This is a genomic window from Pseudomonas sp. OV546 (genome assembly GCF_900116845.1).
GTDB classification, from domain to species: Bacteria; Pseudomonadota; Gammaproteobacteria; order Pseudomonadales; family Pseudomonadaceae; genus Aquipseudomonas; species Aquipseudomonas petroselini.
Map to the genome: position 1 here is coordinate 835,630 of NZ_FPCE01000001.1, position 21,041 is coordinate 856,670.

Genomic DNA, 21,041 nt, shown 5'->3' on the forward strand with positions numbered 1-21,041 from the left:
CGGACCTTTTCAGGGGAAGGGAGTAGAGCTTATCCGGCCGTTACGTGGGAAGTTTCGACAACTTTCGTCTTCTCCCGCCCCAGCACCAGGCTGCACAGCGCCGGCAAGAACAACAGCGTCAACACCGTGCCCACCAGCACTCCGCCAATCAGCACATAGGCCAGGGACGACCAGAACACCGACAACGTCAGCGGAATAAACGCCAGCGCCGCCGCCAACGCGGTCAGGATCACCGGCCTTGCGCGTCGCACCGTGGCTTCAATAATCGCCTCGCGAATCGGCATGCCGTGGTCCTGGTTCTGGCGAATCTGGTCGGTAAAGATCAGCGTGTTGCGCATCAGAATCCCGCCAATCCCGATCAAACCCAGAATCGCGTTGAAGCCGAACGGCTGGTTGAACAGCAGCAAGGTCGGCACCGCGCCGATCAAACCCAGTGGTGCAGTGGCGAAGACCATGAACATCACACCGAACGAGCGCACCTGGAACATGATCACCGTGAGGGTCAGCAGGATCATGATCGGGAACAGCGCGGCCAGGGCGACGTTGGCCTTGGCGCTTTCTTCCACTGGGCCGCCGATGTCGATCTGGTACCCGGTAGGCAGCTTGGCGATCAGCGGCTGCAGGTCTTTGTACACGGCCATTTCCACGTCGGGCGGTTGCACGCCGTCGATGATGTCGGCGCGCACTTCGACGGTGGTCGCGCGGTTGCGGCGCTTGAGGATCGGTTCCTCCATCACCGCCTGGAAATGCCCGACCTGGGCCAGCGGCACCGAGGTGCCGGCGCTGTTGGTGAGGGTCATGTTGTTGAGGTTGCCGAGGTCCTCGCGTTGGTTGCCCTGGGCGCGCGCGACCACCGACACAGTGCGGTTGCCTTCACGCACTTCGGTGATCGGGTTGCCGCTGAGTAAGGCGTTGAGCTGGGATTTCACCTCGTTGGGGGTGAAGCCCAGCAGGCGCAGACGGTCTTGATCCAGTACCAGGCGATAACCGCTGGTGCGCTCGCCCCAATCAAGGAAGGCGTCCTTGGTCAGTGTGTTGGCGGCGACGACCTTGCGCACGTCCTCGGACAGACCGCGAACGACGTCCACATTCGGGCCGGAAACACGGAACACCACCGGGAACGGCACGGGCGGGCCGAACAGCAGTTGCGTCACGCGTACCCGTGCCGAGGGAAACTCACCGGCGGCGATGCGTTCACGCATGCGCACTTTCAGCGCGTCGCGGGCATGGGAGTCCGGGGTCTGGACGATCAGTTTGGCGAACGCCGGGTCCGGCATTTCGGGGTTCAGCGACAGGAAAAAGCGCGGTGCACCGCCGCCCACATAGGTGTCGACCAGGGTCGTTTGCGGCTCTTGCAGCAGCGCCTTTTCCAGTTGCGCAGCCACCGCTTCGGTACTTTTGAAGGCGCTGCCCGGCGGCATATACACCTCAAGAATCAGCTCGGAACGGTCGGAGTTGGGGAAGAACTGCTTCTTCACCACACCCATGCCCGCCACGCACAGCACAAACGCGCCGACGACCAACCCGGTCACCAGCCAGCGCCGCTCCACGCAGGCTTGCACCAAACCGCGCAGTTTCTGGTAATAGCGCCCGGCGTAAATCGCATCATGGCCGCCGGGCACCGGCTTGATCTGTGGCAGCAGTTTCACGCCCAGGTACGGCGTGAACACCACCGCCACCAACCATGAAGCAATCAGTGCAAAACCGACGATCCAGAAGATATTGCCGGCGTATTCGCCCGCACCGGAACGCGCGAAGCCTACCGGCAGGAAGCCAATAATGGTCACTAAGGTGCCGGTCAACATTGGCGCTGCCGTGGAGCTCCAGGCAAAGGTCGCCGCGTGAATCCGGTCGAAGCCTTCCTCAAGCTTCACCACCATCATTTCGATGGCGATGATTGCGTCATCCACCAGCAGCCCCAGTGAAATGATCAGCGCGCCCAGGGTAATGCGGTCGAATTCACGCCCGGTGAGCAGCATGATCACAAACACCACCGACAAGGTCAGCGGCACCGCGGCCGCCACCACCAGCCCGACGCGAAAGCCCAGGGCCAACAGGCTGATCACCATCACCACCGCCAGGGCGACGAAGAATTTCAGCATGAACTCGTTCACCGCCAGGCTGATGTTTTTCGCCTGGTCGGAGACCTTGGCGAAATTCACGCCCAGCGGCAGGTCGGCCTGGATCTTGGCTTCCTGGGCCTTGAGGCTCTTGTCCAGGTCGAGGCCGTTCCAGTGTTTCTCCATGATCACGCCGAGCATCAACGCCGGGTCGCCCTGATGGCGGATACGGTAGCTGGGCGGGTCTTCATAGCCTCGGCTGACGCTGGCCACATCGGCGATGCGCAATAGACGGCCGTTGACTTGCAGGGGCACGTTTTCAATCAGCGCCAGGCTGTCGAACGCGCCGTCGATGCGAATGTAGGCGCGGGCGCCGGCCGTCTCGACAAACCCCGACGGCGCCACGGCGTTCTGGGCGGCGAGGGCGGCAAAGATCTGGTCCGGCTTGATGCCCAGCGTTGCCAGGCGCTCATAGGAAAACTCGACAAAGATCCGCTGCGCCTGCTCACCGAGGATATTGACCTTCTTCACCCCCGGCAGGTTGAGGAAACCCTGGCGCAGGTCTTCGGCCATCTGCACCTGTTGACGGTGGGGCAGGTGCTCGGCTTCCAAGGCGTACAACGCAAAGTACACATCGGAATACTCATCGTTGAAGAAGGGGCCGATCACGCCGCTGGGCAACCTGGCGGCTTCATCGCTGAGTTTCTTGCGGGTCTGGTAGAACAGCTCCTGGACTTCGCTGGGGCGCGTGGACTCCTTGTAGGTCATGCGCATCGACACGAAGCCCGGCTGGGCGATGGTCTCCACGCGGTCGTAGTAGTCCAGCTCCTGCAGGCGTTTTTCCAGGCGGTCGGCCACCTGCTCCTGCATTTCCTGGGCGGTCGCGCCCGGCCAGGCGGCGGTGATGGTCATCACCTTGACCGTGAATAACGGGTCTTCGGCGCGCCCCAGCTTGCCGAACGAGAAGACCCCGGCGGCGAGGATCGCAATGATCAGGAACAACGTGACCGCGCGATGCTTGACCGCCAGTTCCGAGAGGTTGATACCGCGCATGCTCAGTTTTCCTGTTTGCGGTTGAGGGCCAGCACCTGGGCGGGCAAGAGACGCACGGCGTCACCGCTGTGCAGCAGGTGCGCGCCGAGGGCAACGATGACCTGGCCGGGCGTAACGCCGCTGTCGAGCAGGGCCTCTTCCTGGCCGAGGCTGGCGACGTTCACCGGGGCGAAGCTGACCTTGTCGTCTGCGCCGATCAGCCAGACGCCGGTGCCTTGTCCTGAGTCCTGCAGTGCGCCGATGGGCACGCGGGTTTGCGGCGCCTGGCCGTTGCCTTGCAGGCGCACGGTGATGGTGGAGCCGAGGGCGAACCGGTCGACGGCGCCGTGCAATACGTAGCGGGCGCGGTAGGTGCGGGTGGTCGGGTCGGCGCTGGCGGACAATTCGCGCAGGGTGGCGATCACCGCCTGGTCCGGGGCGCCGAAGGAGAAGGCCAAGGCTTTTTGTGCGGCCTGGTCGCGCTGGTTTTCCGGCAGGTTGACGATGGCTTCGCGGGCGCCGTCATGGGCCAGGCGCGCAACGATCTGCCCTTCGGCGACCACCTGGCCACGGTCCGCCCGCACGTCGGTGATGATGCCGTCGCCGTCGGCCTTGAGGACGGAATAGGTGCGGCGGTTTTCGATCTGGCTGGCGTCGGATTGTGCGGCGGCGAGCTCGGCTTCGGCGACGCGCAGGTTGGTCGCCGATTGGTCGAAGATCTGCCGTGACACCGCGCCGGTACTGGCCAGGCGTTGGTAACGGTTTTCGTCGTCGCGGCGCTGGCGCAGTTGCGCCTGGGCAGCATTGACGCGGTTCTTCGCCGAGCGCAGGGCCAGTTCGAAGTCGCCGATGTCCAGCACCAGCAGGGTGTCGCCACGGGACACGTGCTGGCCGGGGTCGACTTTACGCTCGATGACCTTGCCGCTGACCCGGAAGCCCAAGTCGCTTTCGGTGCGCGCCGCGACCACGCCGGTGTAGGCGCTTTGCTGGGTGCCGGCGGCTTCGACTTTGGCGGCGAGGACCGGGCGTGGCTGGGGCACTTCAGCGGCGGTGTCGGCCTTGCTGTTGCAGCCATTGAGGACGATCAACAGCGCCAGGGGCGTAACAAGACGCAAGGGGAGAGGGTGCATGGCGGGCTCCGGGGTGACCAGGGGGTAAAAAATTATGGACATAATTTTTTACGCATATTATGGTCGAAATATAAATTAATCCAGCCCCCCGGATGCCCTCCATGATGAACGCCCCGGTCCCATCCCGAAGCCTGTTGTTTCTACTGGTGGCCCTGACGGCGCTGGGAGAGGTTTCGACCCAATTGATCATTCCCGGCCTTGGCGCCATTGAGCAGGCGTTGGCCGCTCCCGCCGGTTCCGCGCTGATGGCGCTGTCGGCGTTTGTGGCAGCCTTTGGCCTCGGTCAATTGCTGTTCGGGCCGCTGTCGGACCGTATCGGCCGGCGCCCGGTGCTTATTGGCGGCCTTGCGCTGTATGTGCTGGCGACCTTGTCGATGCTGCTGGTCGACGACATGTATCAATTCATCGCCGCCCGCGTGCTGCAAGGCCTCGGCGCCTGCGCCGCGCTGGTACTGGCGCGCACGGTGGTGCGCGATGTGTGGAAGGCCGAAGCGGGGCCGGCCCTGGCGTTGACCATGATCGGCATGCTCTACGCCATTGTGGTGGCGCCGATGGTCGGTGGGCTGCTGATCAAATTGTTCGGCTGGCACGCGCCGATCATCCTGGCGTTGACGATTGGCAGCGTGGTGTTGCTGCTGGCCGCGCTGTTCTTTCGCGAGAGCAACCACGCCCTCGACCCCAAGGCCGGCCACTGGCGCACCCTGGGCGGGCAATACCTGGATCTGCTCAAGGGTCGCCAGTACCGTGCGTTCGCCGTGGCCCTGGCGTGCACCTATGGCGCCATGTTTGCGGTGATCGCCGGTTCATCGACGGTGTTTATCAACTTACTGGGCTTCAGCAGCCTGGAGTACGGCATCAATTTCGGCCTGATCGTGTCGATGCTGATCGTCGGCTCCACCTACACCCGACGCAACATCATGCGCCTGGGGCCGCAGCGGATCGTGGCGATGGGCGTGGCGCTGGTGGCCTTCGGCGGGGTATTGGCCGTGGTCATTTATGCCCTGTTCGGCTTGTCGGCAGTGGGACTGGATATCCCGATTGCCCTGGCCACCCTCGGCGGCGGCCTGGTCTTGCCCGGTTCGGTCACCGGCGGCGTGATGCCCAACGCACACCGCGCCGGGTTGGCGGCGGGGCTGATGGGGTTTTCGCAGATGTTCGGCGCCACCTGCAGCGGCGTGCTGTTGAGCCACCTGCGTGACGGCAGTGCCGCGCCGATGATCATCATCCAGGCGTGCTTTGCGGTGACGGCCTTCGTGGCGTTTCACCTGTTGCGCGAGCGGCGCACGGCCCTGGTGCCCAGCGTTTGAGTTGTCACACTTTGTCCAAGTTATTTTGACCTAGATGATTACGATTCTCTTTTGAGTCCAATCCTAAGGTCCACGCCCATGCTTGCTGCTTCTCGCTTCTCACCCCTGGCCCTGCTGGTTGCCGGCAGCCTCAACGCGCATGCCGACGAGCCCTTGGCGCTCAATGACGTCGTGGTGACGGCCTCCGGCTTTGCCCAAAGTGTGGAAGACGCGCCGGCCTCCGTCACGGTGATCGATGGCGAAGCGCTGCGCCGTAAATCCTACCGTGACCTCGGCGACGCAGTGCGCGACGTGGAGGGCGTGACGGTCAATGGCGGCGCGAATGAAACCGACATCTCCATCCGTGGCATGCCGGCTGACTACACGCTGATCATGGTCGACGGCAAACGCCAGAGCGCACGGGAGTCACGGGTCAATGGCAACAGCGGCTACGAGCAAAGCTTCGTGCCGCCGGCCGCAGCCATCGAGCGTATCGAAGTGGTGCGTGGGCCGATGTCGTCGCTGTATGGCTCGGATGCAATCGGCGGGGTGATCAACGTGATCACACGCAAGGTCTCGCCGACCTGGGGCGGTTCGGTGGGTTACGACTATTCCGCACGCCAGCACAGCGACCAGGGCAATGCGCGCCAGACCCAGTTCTACCTCAGCGGCCCACTCAAGGAAGACTTCCTCGGCCTGCAGGTGTGGGGCCGTTACCTGGACCGCCAGGCCGACGACGATATCGAGCAGACCAATGGCTTTAGTAAGGCCGACCACCGTGACCTCACCGCACGCCTGGCCTTCACGCCGACCCTCGACCACGACATCCTGCTGGAAGCGGGCGCCACGCGCCTGAAGAACGGCGACGGCATGAGCGCCAACTGGGCCACCCGCGAGCAGGAAAACAACCGCGATCACTGGTCGCTGTCCCATCAGGGCCGTTGGGGCTGGGCCACCTCAGACGTCGCGTTGTCCCAGGAAACCTCCTCCCGCGAAGGCAAGGCCACTCCGGAGCAAACCGATATCTACGGGCGCAAACCCGAGATCAAGAACACCGTGTTCGATGCCAAGCTGGTGGTGCCCACTGCGCATAACGTCAGCACCGTCGGCCTGCAATGGAATGAAAGCGAGTTGACCGACTGGAATCAGGGCCTGGGCGACCGCGTCGACTATAAGTTCTCGGTGGTGCAAAAAGCCCTGTTTGCCGAGAACGAATGGTCGATGACCGACAACTTTGCCCTCACCACCGGCCTGCGGTTGGACGAGCACGAAGAGTACGGCGCCCACCTCAGCCCACGGGTCTACGGCGTCTGGCGCGCCACCGAACAGTGGACGCTCAAAGGCGGCATCGCCCGTGGTTTCAAGGCCCCGGAACTGCGTGCGGTGGTCGAGGACTACGCTTACCTGCGCCGCAACCGCTTCGTGATGTTCGGCAACCCCGACCTCAAGCCCGAGACCAGCACCAACTATGAAGTCTCGGCGTTGTGGAGTAACCGCGACAACCTGTCGGCCGGCGTCACGCTGTTCTACAACGACTTCCAGGACAAGCTCTCCACCGTCACCACCGACCGCCGCTGGAACACCTACACCATCATGGAGCGGGTCAACGTCGACAAAGCGATCATCCAGGGCGTGGAACTGAACGGCCAATGGGACATCAGCCCCAGCGTGCTGCTCAAGGCCAATTACACCTACACCGATTCGGAGCAGAAAAGCGGCGCCAACAAAGGCGCACCCCTGGCCCTCACGCCAGAGCAAAAGGCCAACGTGCGCAGCGAATGGACAATCAACGACCGCACCCAGGCCTGGGTTTCGCTGAGTTACTACGGTGAAGAAACCGGTAATACGATTACCGACAAACCGGCGCCGGGCTATACCACCGCCGACCTCGGAGGCTCCTTCGATGTGAACGATTCGCTGACCCTCAACGCCTCCCTCAACAACCTCACCGACAAGCGCCTGGACGATGAAACCTACGGCACGGTGAACTACGGCCGCACCCTGTGGATGGGCGCCACGCTCAACTTCTAAAGCGCCGCCGGCAATCGCACCACCGCGCACAGGCCGGCCGGTGGGCGATTCTCCAACACCAGTTCGCCGCCATGGGCCTGGATGCACGAGCGTGCAATCGCCAGGCCCAGCCCCACGCCGCCGTCGCTGACGCCACGCTGCACAAAGGGTTCGAACACCTTGGTGAGCCAGTCCTCGGGCAAGCCGTGGCCATGGTCGAGAATCTCGATGCACAGCCAGCCGTTATCCTGGCGTGCCAGGCTCAACCGGGCATCACCGGCATGGTGCAGGGCGTTGTCGATCAGGTTGGTGAGGGCGCGTTTGAGCGCCAGGGGGCGACAGGTCAGCATCAGCGGCGGTGCGCCCGTCCAGTTAACGGGCTGTTGCAGGCGTTGGTAACGCTTGGCCAAGTCGTCCAGCAGCGCGGTGAGTGACAGCGTGGTGGTGGGTTCTTGCACCGCATCGTCACGCACGAAATTCAAGGTTTCGCGCACCATCGCACTCAACTCGCTGAGGCTTTCGAGCATGTCATCACGGGCCTCGCCGGGTTCGAGCAATTCCACCTGCAGGCGCAGTTCGGTGAGCGGCGTGTTCAGGTCATGGCTGACCGCTGCGAGCATCCGCGTGCGGCCTTCGACATGCCGGGCGAGGTTGGCCTGCATGGTGTTGAAGGCGGCGGTAAGGTCGCGGGCTTCCTGAGGGCCTTGTTCGGGCAGCGGTGCGATCCATTCCCCTCGGCTGACGCGCGCGGTGGCCTGGGCCAGGGTCCGCACCGGGCGCACCACGCGGGCGATGAAAAACATCACGATCAACAGCACCGGCAGAGTCGTCACCGGCAGGCTGTAGGCCAATACCCGGCCCCATTCGTAGGCACCGGCGGGATATTGCACGGCGTTCAAGTAGCTGCCGTTGGGCAACGGGACGCTGGTGCGCAGGCGCAAGGGGGCCCAGCCGGCGGGGCTGAACACGTGGGTGCGCGCGTCGGCGCCGCTGACTCTTTCCAACTGCATGCCAATGGCTGCGGCGGGGTCCAGCTGCAGTTGGCTGCGCAGCTCGTCGGCCAGTCGCTGTTCTTCCGGGCGCAGCTCAAAGGGCGCGACTTCCGCCGTGTGGGCAATCCAGAAGCGCGTGTCGTCGGTGCCGATGGCGGCTAACAGGTGCTCGGTCTCACTCGGCGTCAGATCGATGGCGGCGTGATGGGCGGTGCTCAAGCGTTCCAGGCTGAAACGGCGGGACAACGGGTGGATCAGGCTGCCGGTGCGCTGCAGGAACAACATCGCGATGGCGTTTGAGGCCAATAGGGCCAGCAGCAACAGCAGGCTTAGCTGACGCGCCATCGTGCGCGGCCACAGCCGACTCAGGGCGTGCATTCATTGACCTCGGCGGCCAGCAGGTAACCACCGCCCCAGATGGTGCGCAGCAGCTCCTGCGCTGCATCGCCCTGGGCGAGCTTGCGGCGCAGGCGGCTGACCTGGCGATCGATCGCGCGGTCGCTCACGTCGCTGTCGGCGGCGGCCGTGAGGTCGATCAGCCGTTCGCGGGGCAACAGGGTGTTGGGATGGGCGAGAAACACTTGCAGCAGGCGACTTTCGGCGGTGCTGAGCTGGACAGCCGGGCTGCCGTCGCGGCGCAACGTGGCGCCAGTCACGCTGAAATGCCAGCCGCCGAATCGATAAGCGCGTGCGCCACTGCGCGGTGCCGCAGGCCCGGTATTGCGGCTTTGGCGACGCAATACACTGTGGATGCGTGCCACCAGTTCGCGAGGCTCGAAGGGCTTGGTGACATAGTCGTCGGCCCCCAGGTCCAGCCCGCGCACGCGGTCGGCGGCGTTGTCGCGGGCGGTCAGCAGGATCACCGGGGTATTGCTGCGCCGATGCAGCTGGTTGCACAGCTCAAAGCCATCGCCATCCGGCAACAGCACGTCGAGTACCACCACGTCGAAGGCTTGGGTCTTGAGCAATTGCCACATGCCGGCCGCATCTTCGGCGGTGCGCACATCAAAGGTGTGGCGGCGCAGATAGGTGGCCAACGGCTCGCGAATTTTGCGGTGGTCATCCACCACCAGCACGCGAGGCGCGGCAGGCGCAGGGGCAAACGGCATTGCAGCCCTCGGAGGGTTGAGCGGGAGAGCGGGATATTACTACGAGTCATTATCATTAACGCTGTTTTTGTGCTGGCGTCGCGCAATACCGTTCTATCAGTGGAACGATCAGGGCTGTTTTCATCGTCTAGCGCCGAATTGATATTGGTTTTAAGGTGTATGCACTTTGGAGGACTACCATGAAAAAACTCATCGGCATCTACACCAGCCCCCGCGCTCATTGGGTCGGCGACGGCTTCCCGGTGCGCACCCTGTTTTCCTACGACACCCTGGGCAAGCACATCAGCCCATTCCTGTTGCTGGACCACGCCGGTCCGGTCGATTTCACCCCGACCGCACAACGTCGCGGCGTCGGCCAACACCCCCATCGCGGCTTTGAAACCGTGACCATCGTCTACGACGGCGAAGTCGAGCATCGTGATTCCACTGGCGCCGGCGGCAAAATCGGTCCGGGCGACGTGCAATGGATGACCGCCGCCAAAGGCATCCTCCACGAGGAGTTCCATTCCGAAGCCTTCGCCCGCAGCGGCGGGGTGATGGAAATGGTGCAACTGTGGGTCAACCTGCCGGCCAAGGACAAAATGGCCGACGCCGGTTACCAGACCCTCGTCGATGGCGACATCCCGGTGCTGCCACTGGCCAACGATGCCGGGCAACTGCGCCTGATTGCCGGTGAATTCGCCGGCACCCAAGGCCCGGCGCGTACGTTTACGCCGATTGACGTGTGGGACCTGCGCCTCAAGGCCGGCAAGGCGGTCACCCTGGACCTGCACGCAGGGCGCAACACCGCCCTGGTGATCCTGCGCGGCACGGTGTTGGTCAATGGCGAGGAAGTCGCGCGCCAAGGGCAATTGGCGTTGTTCGAACGCGACGGCAGCCAGCTCAGCCTGGCGTCCAACGACGACGCGAAGGTGTTGTTGCTCAGCGGCGAGCCGATCGACGAGCCCATCGTCGGGCATGGGCCGTTTGTGATGAATACCGAGCAGGAGATTCATCAGGCGTTTGCTGACTTTCAGTCGGGGCGGTTTGGGCAGATGTAAGCACACCCGCTATACCCCGGAGCGGCATTTCATGCGATCTTCCCGTCATTCGCCCTGGAGTCGCCTGGATGCCCTCACTTATCGCTGATCACCCGATGCTGTGCGCCTTGACGCTGATCTTTATCGACATCGCCGTGTGGCGCCTTATTTCCGCCAACCTCGCCAACTGGAAGCTGGCGGCGCGGTTGGTGATCTTTGCCGTGTTCAGTGCCGTGCTGTTCAACGACGGCATGAACCCCATGCAGCTCGCGCCCTATGCGGACAACACCGCCTTGCACCTGGCCGCCACCGCCTTGCAGATCGGCTGGTGGCTGTTCGCGGCGCGCACGCTGACGGTGTTGCTCGGGGCGGTGATGATGCAGCGGGTCGGGCACACCGGGCGGTTGTTGCAGGACTTGATGGGGGCGGTGATCTTCCTGATTGCGATCATTGCCGCCATGGCCTATGTGCTCGACTTGCCGGTCAAAGGCGTGCTCGCCACCTCCGGCGCGGTGGCGATCATCGTCGGCCTGGCGTTGCAAAGCACCTTGAGCGACGTGTTTTCCGGGATCGTGCTCAACACCACCAAGCCGTATCAGCTGGATGACTGGATCTCCATCGACGGCACCGAAGGCCGGGTGACGGACATCGACTGGCGCGCCACGCGCCTGCAAACCTCCCAGGGCAGCATGGCGGTGATCCCCAACTCCCTGGCGGCCAAGGCCAAGATCATCAACTTCTCGCGCCCGGCGGATATGTTCGGCCTGGCGGTCAGCCTGCAGGTCAGCCCCCATGCGCGTCCGCAAACGGTGATCGAGGCCTTGGAGCGGGCGATGCAAGGCTGCCGACCGCTGCTGGCCCAGCCGGCACCGAGCGTGGCGTTCAAGACCTCGGCAGCCGGCGGTGTCGAGTATGAAATCAGCGGGTTCGTGCCAGCCATGGCCCTCAAGCGCGAGGTGCGTAACCAGCTGTACGACCTGGCCTTCCGTCACCTCCAGGCGGCGGGCGTCGGCGTGTTGTCGGCGACCGAAAGCAGTGCGCCGCCGAGCCTGTCGGCGGCGCGCGCATTGCTTGAGCGCTCGTCGATTTTCTCCACCCTGCGCCAGGAAGAAAAAGACACCTTCAGCCAGAACATGACCCTGCACACCTACCGCAGCGGCGAAATGATCCTGCCGGCAGGGGAGGTGAGCGACCATTTGTTTATCGTCGAATCCGGCGTGGTCTCGGTGATGCTGACCAAGGCCGGGCACAAGTTCGAAGCCGGGCGCATGGGACCGGGCGAGGTGATCGGCGAGGCGGGGATCCTGTCGGACCAGGCGGCGCTGGCGGATTTCACCGCCAAGACGTCCTGCACCTTGTACCGCATCGAGAAGGAATACTTGAAACCGTGCCTGGACGCGCGCCACGACATCAGCGAAGCGATGAAGGCGCTGCTGGATTTCCGCCTGCACACCGCACAGACCTTGACCCAGGAAACGCCGGTGGTACCGGTCAAGAAAGGCTTCCTGCACTGGTTGCGCAAGCGCGGGTTGTAGCCGATCAAGGCGCCATGGCGATGCGGTAGCGCTGGTCGAAATCGTCCGCCAACTGCGCCAGCGTCACATCCCCCAAGCGCGCCAGCAACAACGACTGGGCCTGGTCGAAGGCGTCCGTCAGCGCGGCGTTAACCGCCTGTTCGACCAGGCATTCGGGGTGGTCGGTAGACAGGCCGATGGCGAATAGCGACGGCGTGCCCAGGGCGTTGTGAATATCCAGCAAGGTGATTTCACTCAAGGGTTTGCCCAGGCTCCAGCCGCCCTGGTGGCCTTTTTCCGAGCGTACATAGCCCTTTTCCTTGAGCAGCCCGAGCGTGCGCCGCACCACCACCGGGTTGGTGCCGAGCATCTGGGCAATGGTCTCCGAGGTCGCACGCTCTTCGTGGCGGCCCATATGGATCAGCACATGGAGCATGCGCGAAAGCCGGGTGTCGTTTCTCATCAATAAACCTCAGGTTGAATCCTGCCAAAGTATCGTTCGTAACCTGAAAAGTTGCGAGATGCTTGACGGCGTATTTTTACGTAACTTATGGTGTGTCGTGAGAGCGTTCGGACAACCGGATGCACCCAACACGGGGTCACCTTCATGATGTACGACGTCATTATCGTGGGCGGCAGCTATGCCGGCCTGTCAGCGGGCCTGCAGTTGGCGAGGGCGCGGCGCCAGGTGCTGGTAATTGATGCGGGGCAACGGCGCAACCGGTTTGCGGCCACTTCCTACGGCTTCCTCGGCCAGGATGGCCAGGCGCCGGAGACCATCGCCGCAGAGGGGCGCAGCCAGTTGATGGAGTATCCGACCGTCACCTGGGTACAGGGCAGCGTGATTGAGGCGACTGAGCAGGCGCCAGGTTTCGGCGTTCGCACCGAATACAACGGCACGTTTCACGGCAAACGCCTGATCCTCGCCACCGGCGTGGTGGACGAGTTACCCGCCATCGAAGGCCTCGAACAGCGTTGGGGCAAGCACGTATTCCATTGCCCTTACTGCCACGGTTATGAGCTGGACAAAGGCCGCATCGGCGTACTGGCAACCTCACCCTTGGCCATGCACCACGCGTTGATGCTGCCTGACTGGGGCACCACCACCTTGTTCTCCAATGGCGTGTTCACCCCGGATGCCGAGCAACAGGCGCAGTTGGATCGACGCGGGGTCGGCGTTGAAAACGGACCGGTACGGCGTATCGTCGGTGAGCGTGCCGACCTGGAACTGGTCGACGGCCGAGTGTTCAGCCTTGACGGTATCTTCACGATGTCGCGCTCCCGCATCAGCCCTTTGGCCGGGCAACTGGGCTGTGAGTTGGCCGACGGCCCCACCGGTCCTTACCTGCACACCAATGATCTGCGCCAGACCTCCGTTGCCGGTGTGTTTGCGTGTGGCGATGCCTCCCTTGCCGCCGGTTCCGTGGCGCTGGCCGTGGCAGAGGGGGTGCGCGCCGGGGTGGGCGCGCATTTTTCGCTGATCCAGGGGTGAGGCATACGTTGCCCATGCACCACGGGGCCAGGGTCTATTTGCTGTCGAGGAAACCCAGCAGCGCGGCATTGAACAGCGCGGGGTCTTGCAGGAACGCAAAGTGGCTGGTGTTCGGCAGGATCAACAGCCCGGCACCGGGGATGGTCGCGGCCATGTACTCGGTGTGTTCACGCTTGATCGCTTCGTCATGGTCGCCGTCGGCGATCAGGATAGGCGTCTTGATGCTCTGCAATTGCGCGTCGGTCCAGTTCGGTTGGCTGGCCCACATATGGCTGATCTGCTCGACAAACGCGCCGTACTCTCCAGGCGTCGGTGACAGCTTGGCGTACTCCTTGCCGGCGCGTTCGATAAAGGCGGCGAAGGTCGGATTTTTCTCGACGCCGTCCTTCACTCCCGCGGTCTGGGTGTTGGCGGCGAAGGCGAAGACTTTGCCGATACGGTCTGGGTGACGCAGGGCCAGGTCAATGCCGATGATCGCGCCGTCGCTCCAGCCGACGATGTCGGCGCGCGGGATGTTCAGGCTGTCGAGCACGGCCACCACGTCATCGGCCATCAGGTCATAACCGTAGGGTCTGTCATCCCGTGAACTGCGCCCGTGGCCGCGGCTGTCGATGCTGATCACGGTGTGCTTGGCGGCCAACGCCTTGACCTGGTGACCCCAGTAATCGGCGTTGGACAAGCCGCCATGCAGCAGCACCACCGGCGAGCCATGACCCGTGCGGGTGTAGTAGACCTTGATACCGTTGACAGCGGCGTAACCGGTCTTTGCACCGACCACGGGGGCGGGCGTCGGCGGCAGGGTTTCCCAGCGTTCAGCGGCGTGGGCGGTCGAGAACGACAACAACAGGCAGGCAACTGCCAACAGGCGACGTGACATGGCGATTCCTTTTTGCAGTGATCTATCAAAAGGGAGCAGGCTCTGAACTCTAGCATCGCGCCAGGCACGGTAAATACGCATTTTTGTCTATCAAAAACGGCGGTTTGAAAGAAACAAATGCAGTTATATCAATGCAATAAAGCCGTCTAAGCCAGGCAGGGGCATTTTTTTCAATACCACCATGGCATTGCCCTCTACCGTGGTTCCTTCGTCACTTGTTCGAATAAAAAGGAGCTGCAATGAGCTTGATCATTTCCATGGCCGCCTTCGCCCTGGCCACCTCCATCACGCCGGGTCCGGTCAATGTGGTTGCGCTGAGTTCGGGGGCGCGCTTCGGCTTTGTCGCCAGCCAGAAACACGTGTTCGGCGCTGCGGTGGGCTTCACGCTGCTGTTGGTGTTGATCGGCCTGGGCTTGCATGAAGTGCTGGTGCGCTGGCCGATATTGACCCAGTTGATCCAGTGGGGTGGGGTGGTCTTCCTGCTGTACATGGCCTGGAAGCTGGCGGTGGACGACGGCCGCCTGGACGCCGAGGGCACCGCCACGGCGCCGTCGATGCTCTATGGCGCGGTCATGCAATGGCTCAACCCGAAGGCCTGGCTGGCGTGCGTGGCGGGGATGGGCTTGTTTGTGGCGCAGGGCGATGCCGCGCAGGTCTGGCTGTTTGCGGCGATCTACCTGGTGATCTGCTACCTGTCGGTGGCGTGCTGGGCCTACGCGGGAACCTTTTTGCGCCGCTATCTCGGCGATGCTCGTGGCGTGAGGCTGTTCAACCGTTCAATGGCCGGGTTGCTGGTGGCCAGTGTGGGTTATTTATTGCTGGCTTGAGCAGCTCACGGTATTGCCCCGGCGTGGCGGCGAAATGCTGTTTGAACGTGCGCTGGAAATGCGCCTGGTCGGCGAAGCCTGCGGCCAGGGCCACGTCGGCGATCAGCTCGCCCTGGCGCAGTTGGGTGCGGGCGAACTGGATGCGCCGGTTCACCAGGAAGGCATGCGGGGTCAGCCCGTAATACTGCTTGAACGCGCGGATCAGATAAGACGGCGACAGCTCTGCCGCCAGGCAGATGTCTTCCAGTTTCAGCGCCTCGGTGCAGTGTTCGCGGATGTATTCAGCGGCGCGCTCGAGCTTATGGTTGACCTCACGCACGGGGGCCGGCGACGGGTTCAGGCGCTGCTGTACCTCACTGAAGTAGCTCACCAGCGCGCTCTGTTTGTGCAGGAGCTCGGCGTGCTCATCCAACAGGATTGCGTACAGTTCGATCAAGCCGTTGTACAGCGCGCTGTCGCGTGTGTGCGGCGTGGTGAACGGGCGGTAGCCCTGATCGGTGCTGAAACCCAGCTGATGCTGTAAGTCGGTCAACCAGGGCGTGTCGAGGTAGAGCATGTGATACGACCAGGGCTGGTCGTGGATTGGGTTGCACGCGTGCACATCGCCGGGGTTCATCAACACCACGGTGCCGGCACTGATCTCGAATGTCTGCGCACCGTAGTGGTAATAGCTGCGGCCGGTGGTGATCGCACCGATGGAAAAGTGCTCGTGCGCGTGACGGGTATAGGTGACCTTGCGCCCGTCGGCGATGGTGCGGGCCTCGATAAAGGGCAGGTTGGGGTCGCGCCAGAAGCGTGGCGAATCCGCAGGGTGAGCAGTGACGTTCAGCGACATGGCAATGGTTCCATCCCGAGCAGGGGCGAGGCGTAATCATTACACAGCCTTGCGTTGAATCACCATGCCGGCGAGTTATGCATGCGGTATCACCCGTTTACCGACGTGCTCGTTCCTCGGGTCGTATCGGCCGGCAGTAGGTGGCTGAAACCAGCCACCGGGACAAGAGGTTGCGGCTGGCAGCGGGATCAGAAATCCCAGCGTGTCGCCAGTTGCAAGCTGCGCGGTTCGCCGTAGAAACCGGTGCCGAAGTTGCCAAGGCCGGTGTAATACTTTTTGTCGAACAGGTTCTTCATGTTCAGTGTGGTGCTCAGGTGCTCATTGAAGCGATAGCGAGCCATGACATCCACCAGATAGTAGCTGTCCTGGGTAATGCGCGCGTTGTGGCCGAAATTGACCGTGTCATTCGGGTCGGGCTGGAACACATTGCCGAAGAATTCACTCTGCCAGTTCACGCCGCCGCCCACGGTGACGTTCTCCAATGCGCCGGGCAAACGGTAGGTGCTGAACAGGCGCACCACCTGCTGCGGCGTGGTGGTTTGCAACACCGAGCTGTAGACGTAGCCGTCATTGGCATCGCGGGTGTGCTGGTAGGTATAGCCGGCCGAGAGGTTCCAGCCGTCCAGCACTTCGCCCGACAGTTCCGCTTCAAAGCCCTTGGTCGTGGCCCCGGCAATCGGGCGATACACCGAGTCGGTCTCGAAGCCCGAGACATACTCGGCCACGTTGTCCTGCTCGATACGGAACGCGGCAACGCTGGCATTCAGGCGGCCGTCGTAAAACGCCGCCTTGAGCCCGGCTTCATAGGTGTTGCCCTCGATCGGGTCGAGCAGCTTGCGGTCGGCGTCCTTGCTGGATTGCGGACGGTAGATCTGGGTGTAACTGGTGTACACCGACCAGGTGTCGTTGAGGTCGTAGACGATCCCGGCGTAGGGCGTGACCACGCCGCTCTGGCGGTAGGTGGTGTGGTTGTCGGGCTTGGCCGGGTCGTAGAAGTCGGTGCTGTCGGTGCCGCTGAACGTGCTCACGCGGGTGCCGAGGATCACCGACAGGTCATCGGTGGGTTTCAGGCGCGTGGCCAGGTAGGCACCGGTCTGGCGCTGCACGATATCGTTCTGGCCGCTGCGCGGGATGTCCGGTTTGGCGTATTCGCCGTGCCAGTCGAAAATGCTGCCGCCCACCGGTGGGTAGATCGAGCCGTACACCGGCACGTCCTGTTTCGAGCGGGTGGCCATGAAGCCCATGATCAATTCGTGCTCACGGCCAAACAGGCTGAACGGGCCGCTGAGGTTGACGTCCAGGGTGTTCTGCACCTGATCGCCCTTGTACTTGCCCATGAACATGTACATGTTCTCGCCGCTGACTGGGTCCGGGTTGCCGCCGCTGGCCGAGGCGAGCAGGGTGTCGTGCTGGCTGCGCTTGCGGTCGAGGCTGACCTTGAGCGACCAATCATTCGCCAGCGTGTGCTGCACCGAGGCGAAGAGCGTCTGGTTGTTGAAGTCGCGACGGCTCCAGTCGGCGGCCGGGTTGAACGAACGCGAGAAGTGTGTGCGTGAGCCGTCGCTGAAGTACATCGGGAACCCGGTCCAGCTGGCGCCACGGGAGCGCGTGTCCTGCTGGTCGATGCCGAACGTCAGCAGGGTATCGGGCGTGAGGTCGGCCTCAAGGATGCCGTAGGCGATGTCCTTGGTGTGCTGGTAGTGGTCCAGGTACGACTGGCGGTCCTGGTACACGCCGACAAACCGCCCGCGTACATTGCCGGACTCCGTCAGCGGGCCGGAAATATCGCCTTCGGTGCGGTAATTGTCCCAGGAACCGAAGGTCTGGGTCACCGAGGCCTTGAACGTCGGCGTGGGTTTTTTGCGGATCAGGTTGACCGTGGCCGAAGGGTCGCCGGTGCCGCTCAGCAGGCCGGCCGAGCCCTTGATGATCTCCAGGTGGTCGTACACCGCCATGTCGGTGCTGGTGGTGCCGTAGTCATACACGCCGTCGTAGGTGGAGTTGACGCCGTCGTACTGGAAATTGGTGATCGGCAGGCCACGGCTGGAGAACTCCCAGCGCTCACTGTCGTAGTTCTGCACGCTCACGCCAGGGGCGCGGCGCAGGGTGTCGGCGATGCTGTTGGTGCCCTGGTCGTCCATTTGCTGGCGGGTGATCACGGTGACCGATTGCGGGGTTTCACGCATCGACAGCGGCAGGCCGGTGGCCGAGGCCATGGAGCCGGTGGTGTAGGCGTGGGTGTCTTCGGTGGTCGCGCCCAGGTCCTGGCCGGAGATCGTCGTGGCGCCCAGTTCCAGCGTGTCGCTGTCAGCCGGGATCAGCGCCAGCACGTAGCTATTGTTGCCTTGGGGCAGGGCCTGCAGACCGCTGCCTTGCAACAGGCGCTGCAAGCCGGCCGCCGGGGTGTAGCTGCCATTCAAGCCAGGGCTGGTCTTGCCCGCGGCGAGGCTATTGTGGCCGGCGATGAAAATGCCCGACTGCTCGGCAAAGCGGTTCAACACACTGACCAGCGAGCCGGCGGCGATGCGATAAGAGCGCGCGGCTTCCTGGGTCGAGGGCGAGTCGGCGGCCTGCACCATCGGCGCGCCGAAGCAGAACAGCGAGGTGGCCAGCGCCAATGGGCGCAGCGCGAAGCGAGCAGGTTGCGACATGGATGTTTCCCTTTGGATAAAATCGATCGGCGAATTGAAGCGTCTGCAGGGTTAACCGAACGAGTTGTAGGAAAGGGAACTGTCGATTGAAAGTTTTTTTACTTTGGCCTGACCGTAGCCCACCACGGCATCAGCCGGTCGACCCTCACCGGCAGGGCGGCTTGCAGCAGATGCAATGCGTGGTCGCTGTCCATCAGTGGGAATGAGCCCATCACGGGCAGATGGGCCACTGCCGGGTCACAGCCCAGGTGGCCGGGGCGATAACGGTTGAGTTCGGCGATCAACTGCCCCAGCGGCAGGTTATCCGCCAACAGCACGCCACGGCTCCAGGCCTCGCGCGCCGGGGAGGCCGATGCGGTGGGCGTGAAGCCGTCGCGGGTGAATGACACTTGCTGGCCCGCTTCGAGGATGCGCACGTGCTGGTCTTGGGTGGTGACCTGCACCCGGCCTTCGAAGACGTTCAGCTGGGTGTGATCGTTGCCTTGCAGCACGCTGAAACGGGTGCCCAGCGCTTGCATGCGGCCGTGCTCGGTCTCGACCAGGAACGGCCGCGTGGCGTCCTTGGCCGTGTCGATCAACACCTCGCCAAAGCGCAGGTGCAGCAAGCGTTGTGCCACATCAAAACGCACATCCAGCGCGCTCAACGCGTTCAGCCACACATGGCTGCCGTCGGCCAGCAGCGTATCGCGGGTCTCGCCGCTCGTGGTCGCGTAGTCCGCGCTCCAGCCGCCCACCCGCCGGGGCAGGGCGGTGTTGCGCCAGGCGCCCCAGGCCAGCGTCGAACCGGCGCACAGCACCAGCAGGGTCTTGAGCGTCTGGCGCCGCGAGCTGCGCAAGGCGCGGCTGGCGCCATGGGCTTGTTCCTGCAGCGGGGCAAACCGTTGGCTCACCCGCTGCACATACTGCCAGGCCGCCAGGTGTTCGGGGTTTTGCGCGACCCAGGCCTGCCAATGCAACTGCTCCAGCGCACCGCCTTGATCCTGCAGGCGCACATACCATTGCGCGGCCTGCTCCAGGCTGGCGTGGCTGAGCTTGCCCGGCGTGTTCATTGCACCAGCATCCCGTCGAGTTCGGCTTCCAGGATCGCGCAGTGCAACAGGGCCTGGGCCATGTACTTCTTGACCATGCGCTCGCCCACACCCAACTGCTCGGCGATTTGCTTGTAGGGCAGGCCATGCAACTGGGCGAGCAGGAAGGCTTCGCTGACCTTCTTCGGCAGACGCGCGAGCATGGCGTCCACCTCCACCAGCGTCTCGACGATGATTGCCCGTTGCTCCGGCGACGGGTGCAGCGCTTCCGGCCGCTCGGCCAGGGTTTGCAGCCAGGCGCGTTCGAGCTGGCGACGGCGCCAATGGTCGATGCACAACCCGCGTGCGATGGTGGCCAGGTACGAGCGTTGGCGGACGGGGTCGGTCTCGGCCGGGGGGCGGCTGAGAATCCGGATAAACGTGTCATGGGCCAGGTCGGCGGCATCCCAACGGTCGTTCAAGCGCCGGCGCAGCAGGCCGAGCAGCCAACGGTGGTGGGTGCCGTAGAGGTGGGTAAAAGAGGTCGACACACTGCCCGTCCAGCTCAAAAAAGCGCGCAAATAAGAATTGGTCGCGATTAAAGCAAAGCGTTGCGCCGTGCGCAAATGATATTGGTTTGCAATCGTCCGGGTCTGCCTGTGCGCATTCAGGCTAAAACCGCGGCGTGTCCCGTTTGAGCCTGTCGACACGACGGACCGCTGCATCCCTCGTCGACTGTCACAGCGGTTTAGACAAAAACACCCGGCTGCTGCCCGCCGGTTCGCAGGGCACTTCACCGAATTTTACCCAGCCATGTTTCTCGTAAAACCCCGGGGCCTGGAAGCTGAGGGTATAGAGCACCGCATGGCGACAGCCACGGCGGCGGGCTTCGTTTTCGAAGGCTTGCAGCAACTCGCTGCCCAAGCCCGAACCACGCAGGTGTTCGGGCAGGTGGAAGAGGTCGAGGAAGGCCATGCCCAGCGTGGTTTTACCGGTGATGCCGCCGACGATCTGTGAGGTGTCGGGGTCTTTGATCAGCACCGTCAGCGGCTGGCGATCGTTGAAACCGGTGATGGCCTCGTTGAACGCCGCGAGGCTGCTGCCGAGGAGGTGCTCGGCTTCGGTGTTGGGTTGGTCGCTGATTTCTATCCGGTGTGGCGTCATCATAGGGCTTCTCGATGGGTACCTTTTGGGCAGAAG

17 protein-coding genes are annotated in these 21,041 nt (G+C 63.4%); 6 read left to right on the top strand and 11 right to left on the bottom strand.

Going from position 1 to position 21,041, the window contains the following annotated elements; translation table 11 throughout:
- Positions 1 to 29: 29 nt before the first annotated feature.
- Positions 30 to 3,113 carry an efflux RND transporter permease subunit gene (locus BM403_RS03960; RefSeq protein ID WP_093541665.1) on the bottom strand — a complete coding sequence of 1,028 codons (3,084 nt, stop codon included), beginning with the start codon at positions 3,111 to 3,113 and terminating at the stop codon, positions 30 to 32.
- Between the two features lie 2 nt (positions 3,114 to 3,115).
- Positions 3,116 to 4,222, bottom strand: coding sequence for an efflux RND transporter periplasmic adaptor subunit (locus tag BM403_RS03965; protein ID WP_093541667.1), 1,107 nt, complete (start codon positions 4,220 to 4,222; stop codon positions 3,116 to 3,118).
- A gap of 101 nt (positions 4,223 to 4,323) precedes the next feature.
- Here BM403_RS03965 and BM403_RS03970 point away from each other — a divergent pair, with 101 nt between their 5' ends.
- The gene (locus BM403_RS03970) at positions 4,324 to 5,529 is read left to right on the top strand and encodes a multidrug effflux MFS transporter (RefSeq protein WP_093541669.1); all 1,206 of its coding nucleotides are present in this window, start codon (positions 4,324 to 4,326) and stop codon (positions 5,527 to 5,529) included.
- A gap of 78 nt (positions 5,530 to 5,607) precedes the next feature.
- Positions 5,608 to 7,539 (top strand): TonB-dependent receptor domain-containing protein, encoded by a 1,932-nt coding sequence (locus BM403_RS03975; RefSeq protein ID WP_093541671.1) that lies wholly within the window; start codon positions 5,608 to 5,610, stop codon positions 7,537 to 7,539.
- Here BM403_RS03975 and BM403_RS03980 read toward each other — a convergent pair.
- Complete coding sequence (locus BM403_RS03980; RefSeq protein ID WP_093541673.1) at positions 7,536 to 8,855, bottom strand: ATP-binding protein; 1,320 nt, start codon at positions 8,853 to 8,855, stop codon at positions 7,536 to 7,538. The genes BM403_RS03975 and BM403_RS03980 overlap by 4 nt on opposite strands.
- A gap of 20 nt (positions 8,856 to 8,875) precedes the next feature.
- Positions 8,876 to 9,619, bottom strand: coding sequence for a response regulator transcription factor (locus tag BM403_RS03985; protein ID WP_012724789.1), 744 nt, complete (start codon positions 9,617 to 9,619; stop codon positions 8,876 to 8,878).
- 179 nt (positions 9,620 to 9,798) lie between these two features.
- Between BM403_RS03985 and BM403_RS03990 the strand changes: the two genes are divergently transcribed.
- Both BM403_RS03990 and BM403_RS03995 read left to right on the top strand, forming a co-directional pair.
- Entirely contained in the window at positions 9,799 to 10,659 is an 861-nt protein-coding gene (locus tag BM403_RS03990) for a pirin family protein (RefSeq protein ID WP_012724788.1), read from the top strand.
- Between the two features lie 68 nt (positions 10,660 to 10,727).
- Positions 10,728 to 12,173: a mechanosensitive ion channel domain-containing protein gene (locus BM403_RS03995; protein ID WP_093541675.1), complete on the top strand. Its 1,446-nt coding sequence runs from the start codon at positions 10,728 to 10,730 to the stop codon at positions 12,171 to 12,173.
- A gap of 4 nt (positions 12,174 to 12,177) precedes the next feature.
- Here BM403_RS03995 and BM403_RS04000 read toward each other — a convergent pair whose 3' ends face one another.
- Positions 12,178 to 12,615 (bottom strand): Rrf2 family transcriptional regulator, encoded by a 438-nt coding sequence (locus BM403_RS04000; protein ID WP_046034699.1) that lies wholly within the window; start codon positions 12,613 to 12,615, stop codon positions 12,178 to 12,180.
- 144 nt (positions 12,616 to 12,759) lie between these two features.
- Here BM403_RS04000 and BM403_RS04005 point away from each other — a divergent pair, with 144 nt between their 5' ends.
- A complete protein-coding gene (locus tag BM403_RS04005; protein WP_093541677.1) occupies positions 12,760 to 13,644 on the top strand; it encodes an NAD(P)/FAD-dependent oxidoreductase in 885 nt (294 codons plus the stop codon).
- 34 nt (positions 13,645 to 13,678) lie between these two features.
- On the opposite strand, the gene BM403_RS04010 is transcribed toward BM403_RS04005, so the two are convergent.
- On the bottom strand, positions 13,679 to 14,521 hold the full coding sequence (locus BM403_RS04010; protein ID WP_093541679.1) for an alpha/beta fold hydrolase: 843 nt from the start codon (positions 14,519 to 14,521) through the stop codon (positions 13,679 to 13,681).
- Between the two features lie 239 nt (positions 14,522 to 14,760).
- Between BM403_RS04010 and BM403_RS04015 the strand changes: the two genes are divergently transcribed.
- Positions 14,761 to 15,348 (top strand): LysE family translocator, encoded by a 588-nt coding sequence (locus BM403_RS04015; RefSeq protein ID WP_093541681.1) that lies wholly within the window; start codon positions 14,761 to 14,763, stop codon positions 15,346 to 15,348.
- Here BM403_RS04015 and BM403_RS04020 read toward each other — a convergent pair.
- From BM403_RS04020 to BM403_RS04040, 5 genes are all read right to left on the bottom strand, one after another.
- Positions 15,290 to 16,183, bottom strand: a complete 894-nt coding sequence (locus tag BM403_RS04020; protein WP_046034703.1) for an AraC family transcriptional regulator — start codon at positions 16,181 to 16,183, stop codon at positions 15,290 to 15,292. The two genes, BM403_RS04015 and BM403_RS04020, sit on opposite strands and share 59 nt — an antisense overlap.
- Positions 16,184 to 16,371: 188 nt before the next feature.
- Positions 16,372 to 18,834 carry a TonB-dependent siderophore receptor gene (locus BM403_RS04025; RefSeq protein ID WP_093541683.1) on the bottom strand — a complete coding sequence of 821 codons (2,463 nt, stop codon included), beginning with the start codon at positions 18,832 to 18,834 and terminating at the stop codon, positions 16,372 to 16,374.
- 98 nt (positions 18,835 to 18,932) lie between these two features.
- Complete coding sequence (locus tag BM403_RS04030; protein WP_093541685.1) at positions 18,933 to 19,883, bottom strand: FecR domain-containing protein; 951 nt, start codon at positions 19,881 to 19,883, stop codon at positions 18,933 to 18,935.
- Positions 19,880 to 20,392 carry a sigma-70 family RNA polymerase sigma factor gene (locus BM403_RS04035; RefSeq protein ID WP_043205488.1) on the bottom strand — a complete coding sequence of 171 codons (513 nt, stop codon included), beginning with the start codon at positions 20,390 to 20,392 and terminating at the stop codon, positions 19,880 to 19,882. Before BM403_RS04035 ends, BM403_RS04030 begins: the two co-directional genes overlap by 4 nt.
- A 187-nt stretch (positions 20,393 to 20,579) precedes the next feature.
- Entirely contained in the window at positions 20,580 to 21,005 is a 426-nt protein-coding gene (locus BM403_RS04040) for a GNAT family N-acetyltransferase (RefSeq protein WP_093541939.1), read from the bottom strand.
- Positions 21,006 to 21,041 lie beyond the last annotated feature (36 nt).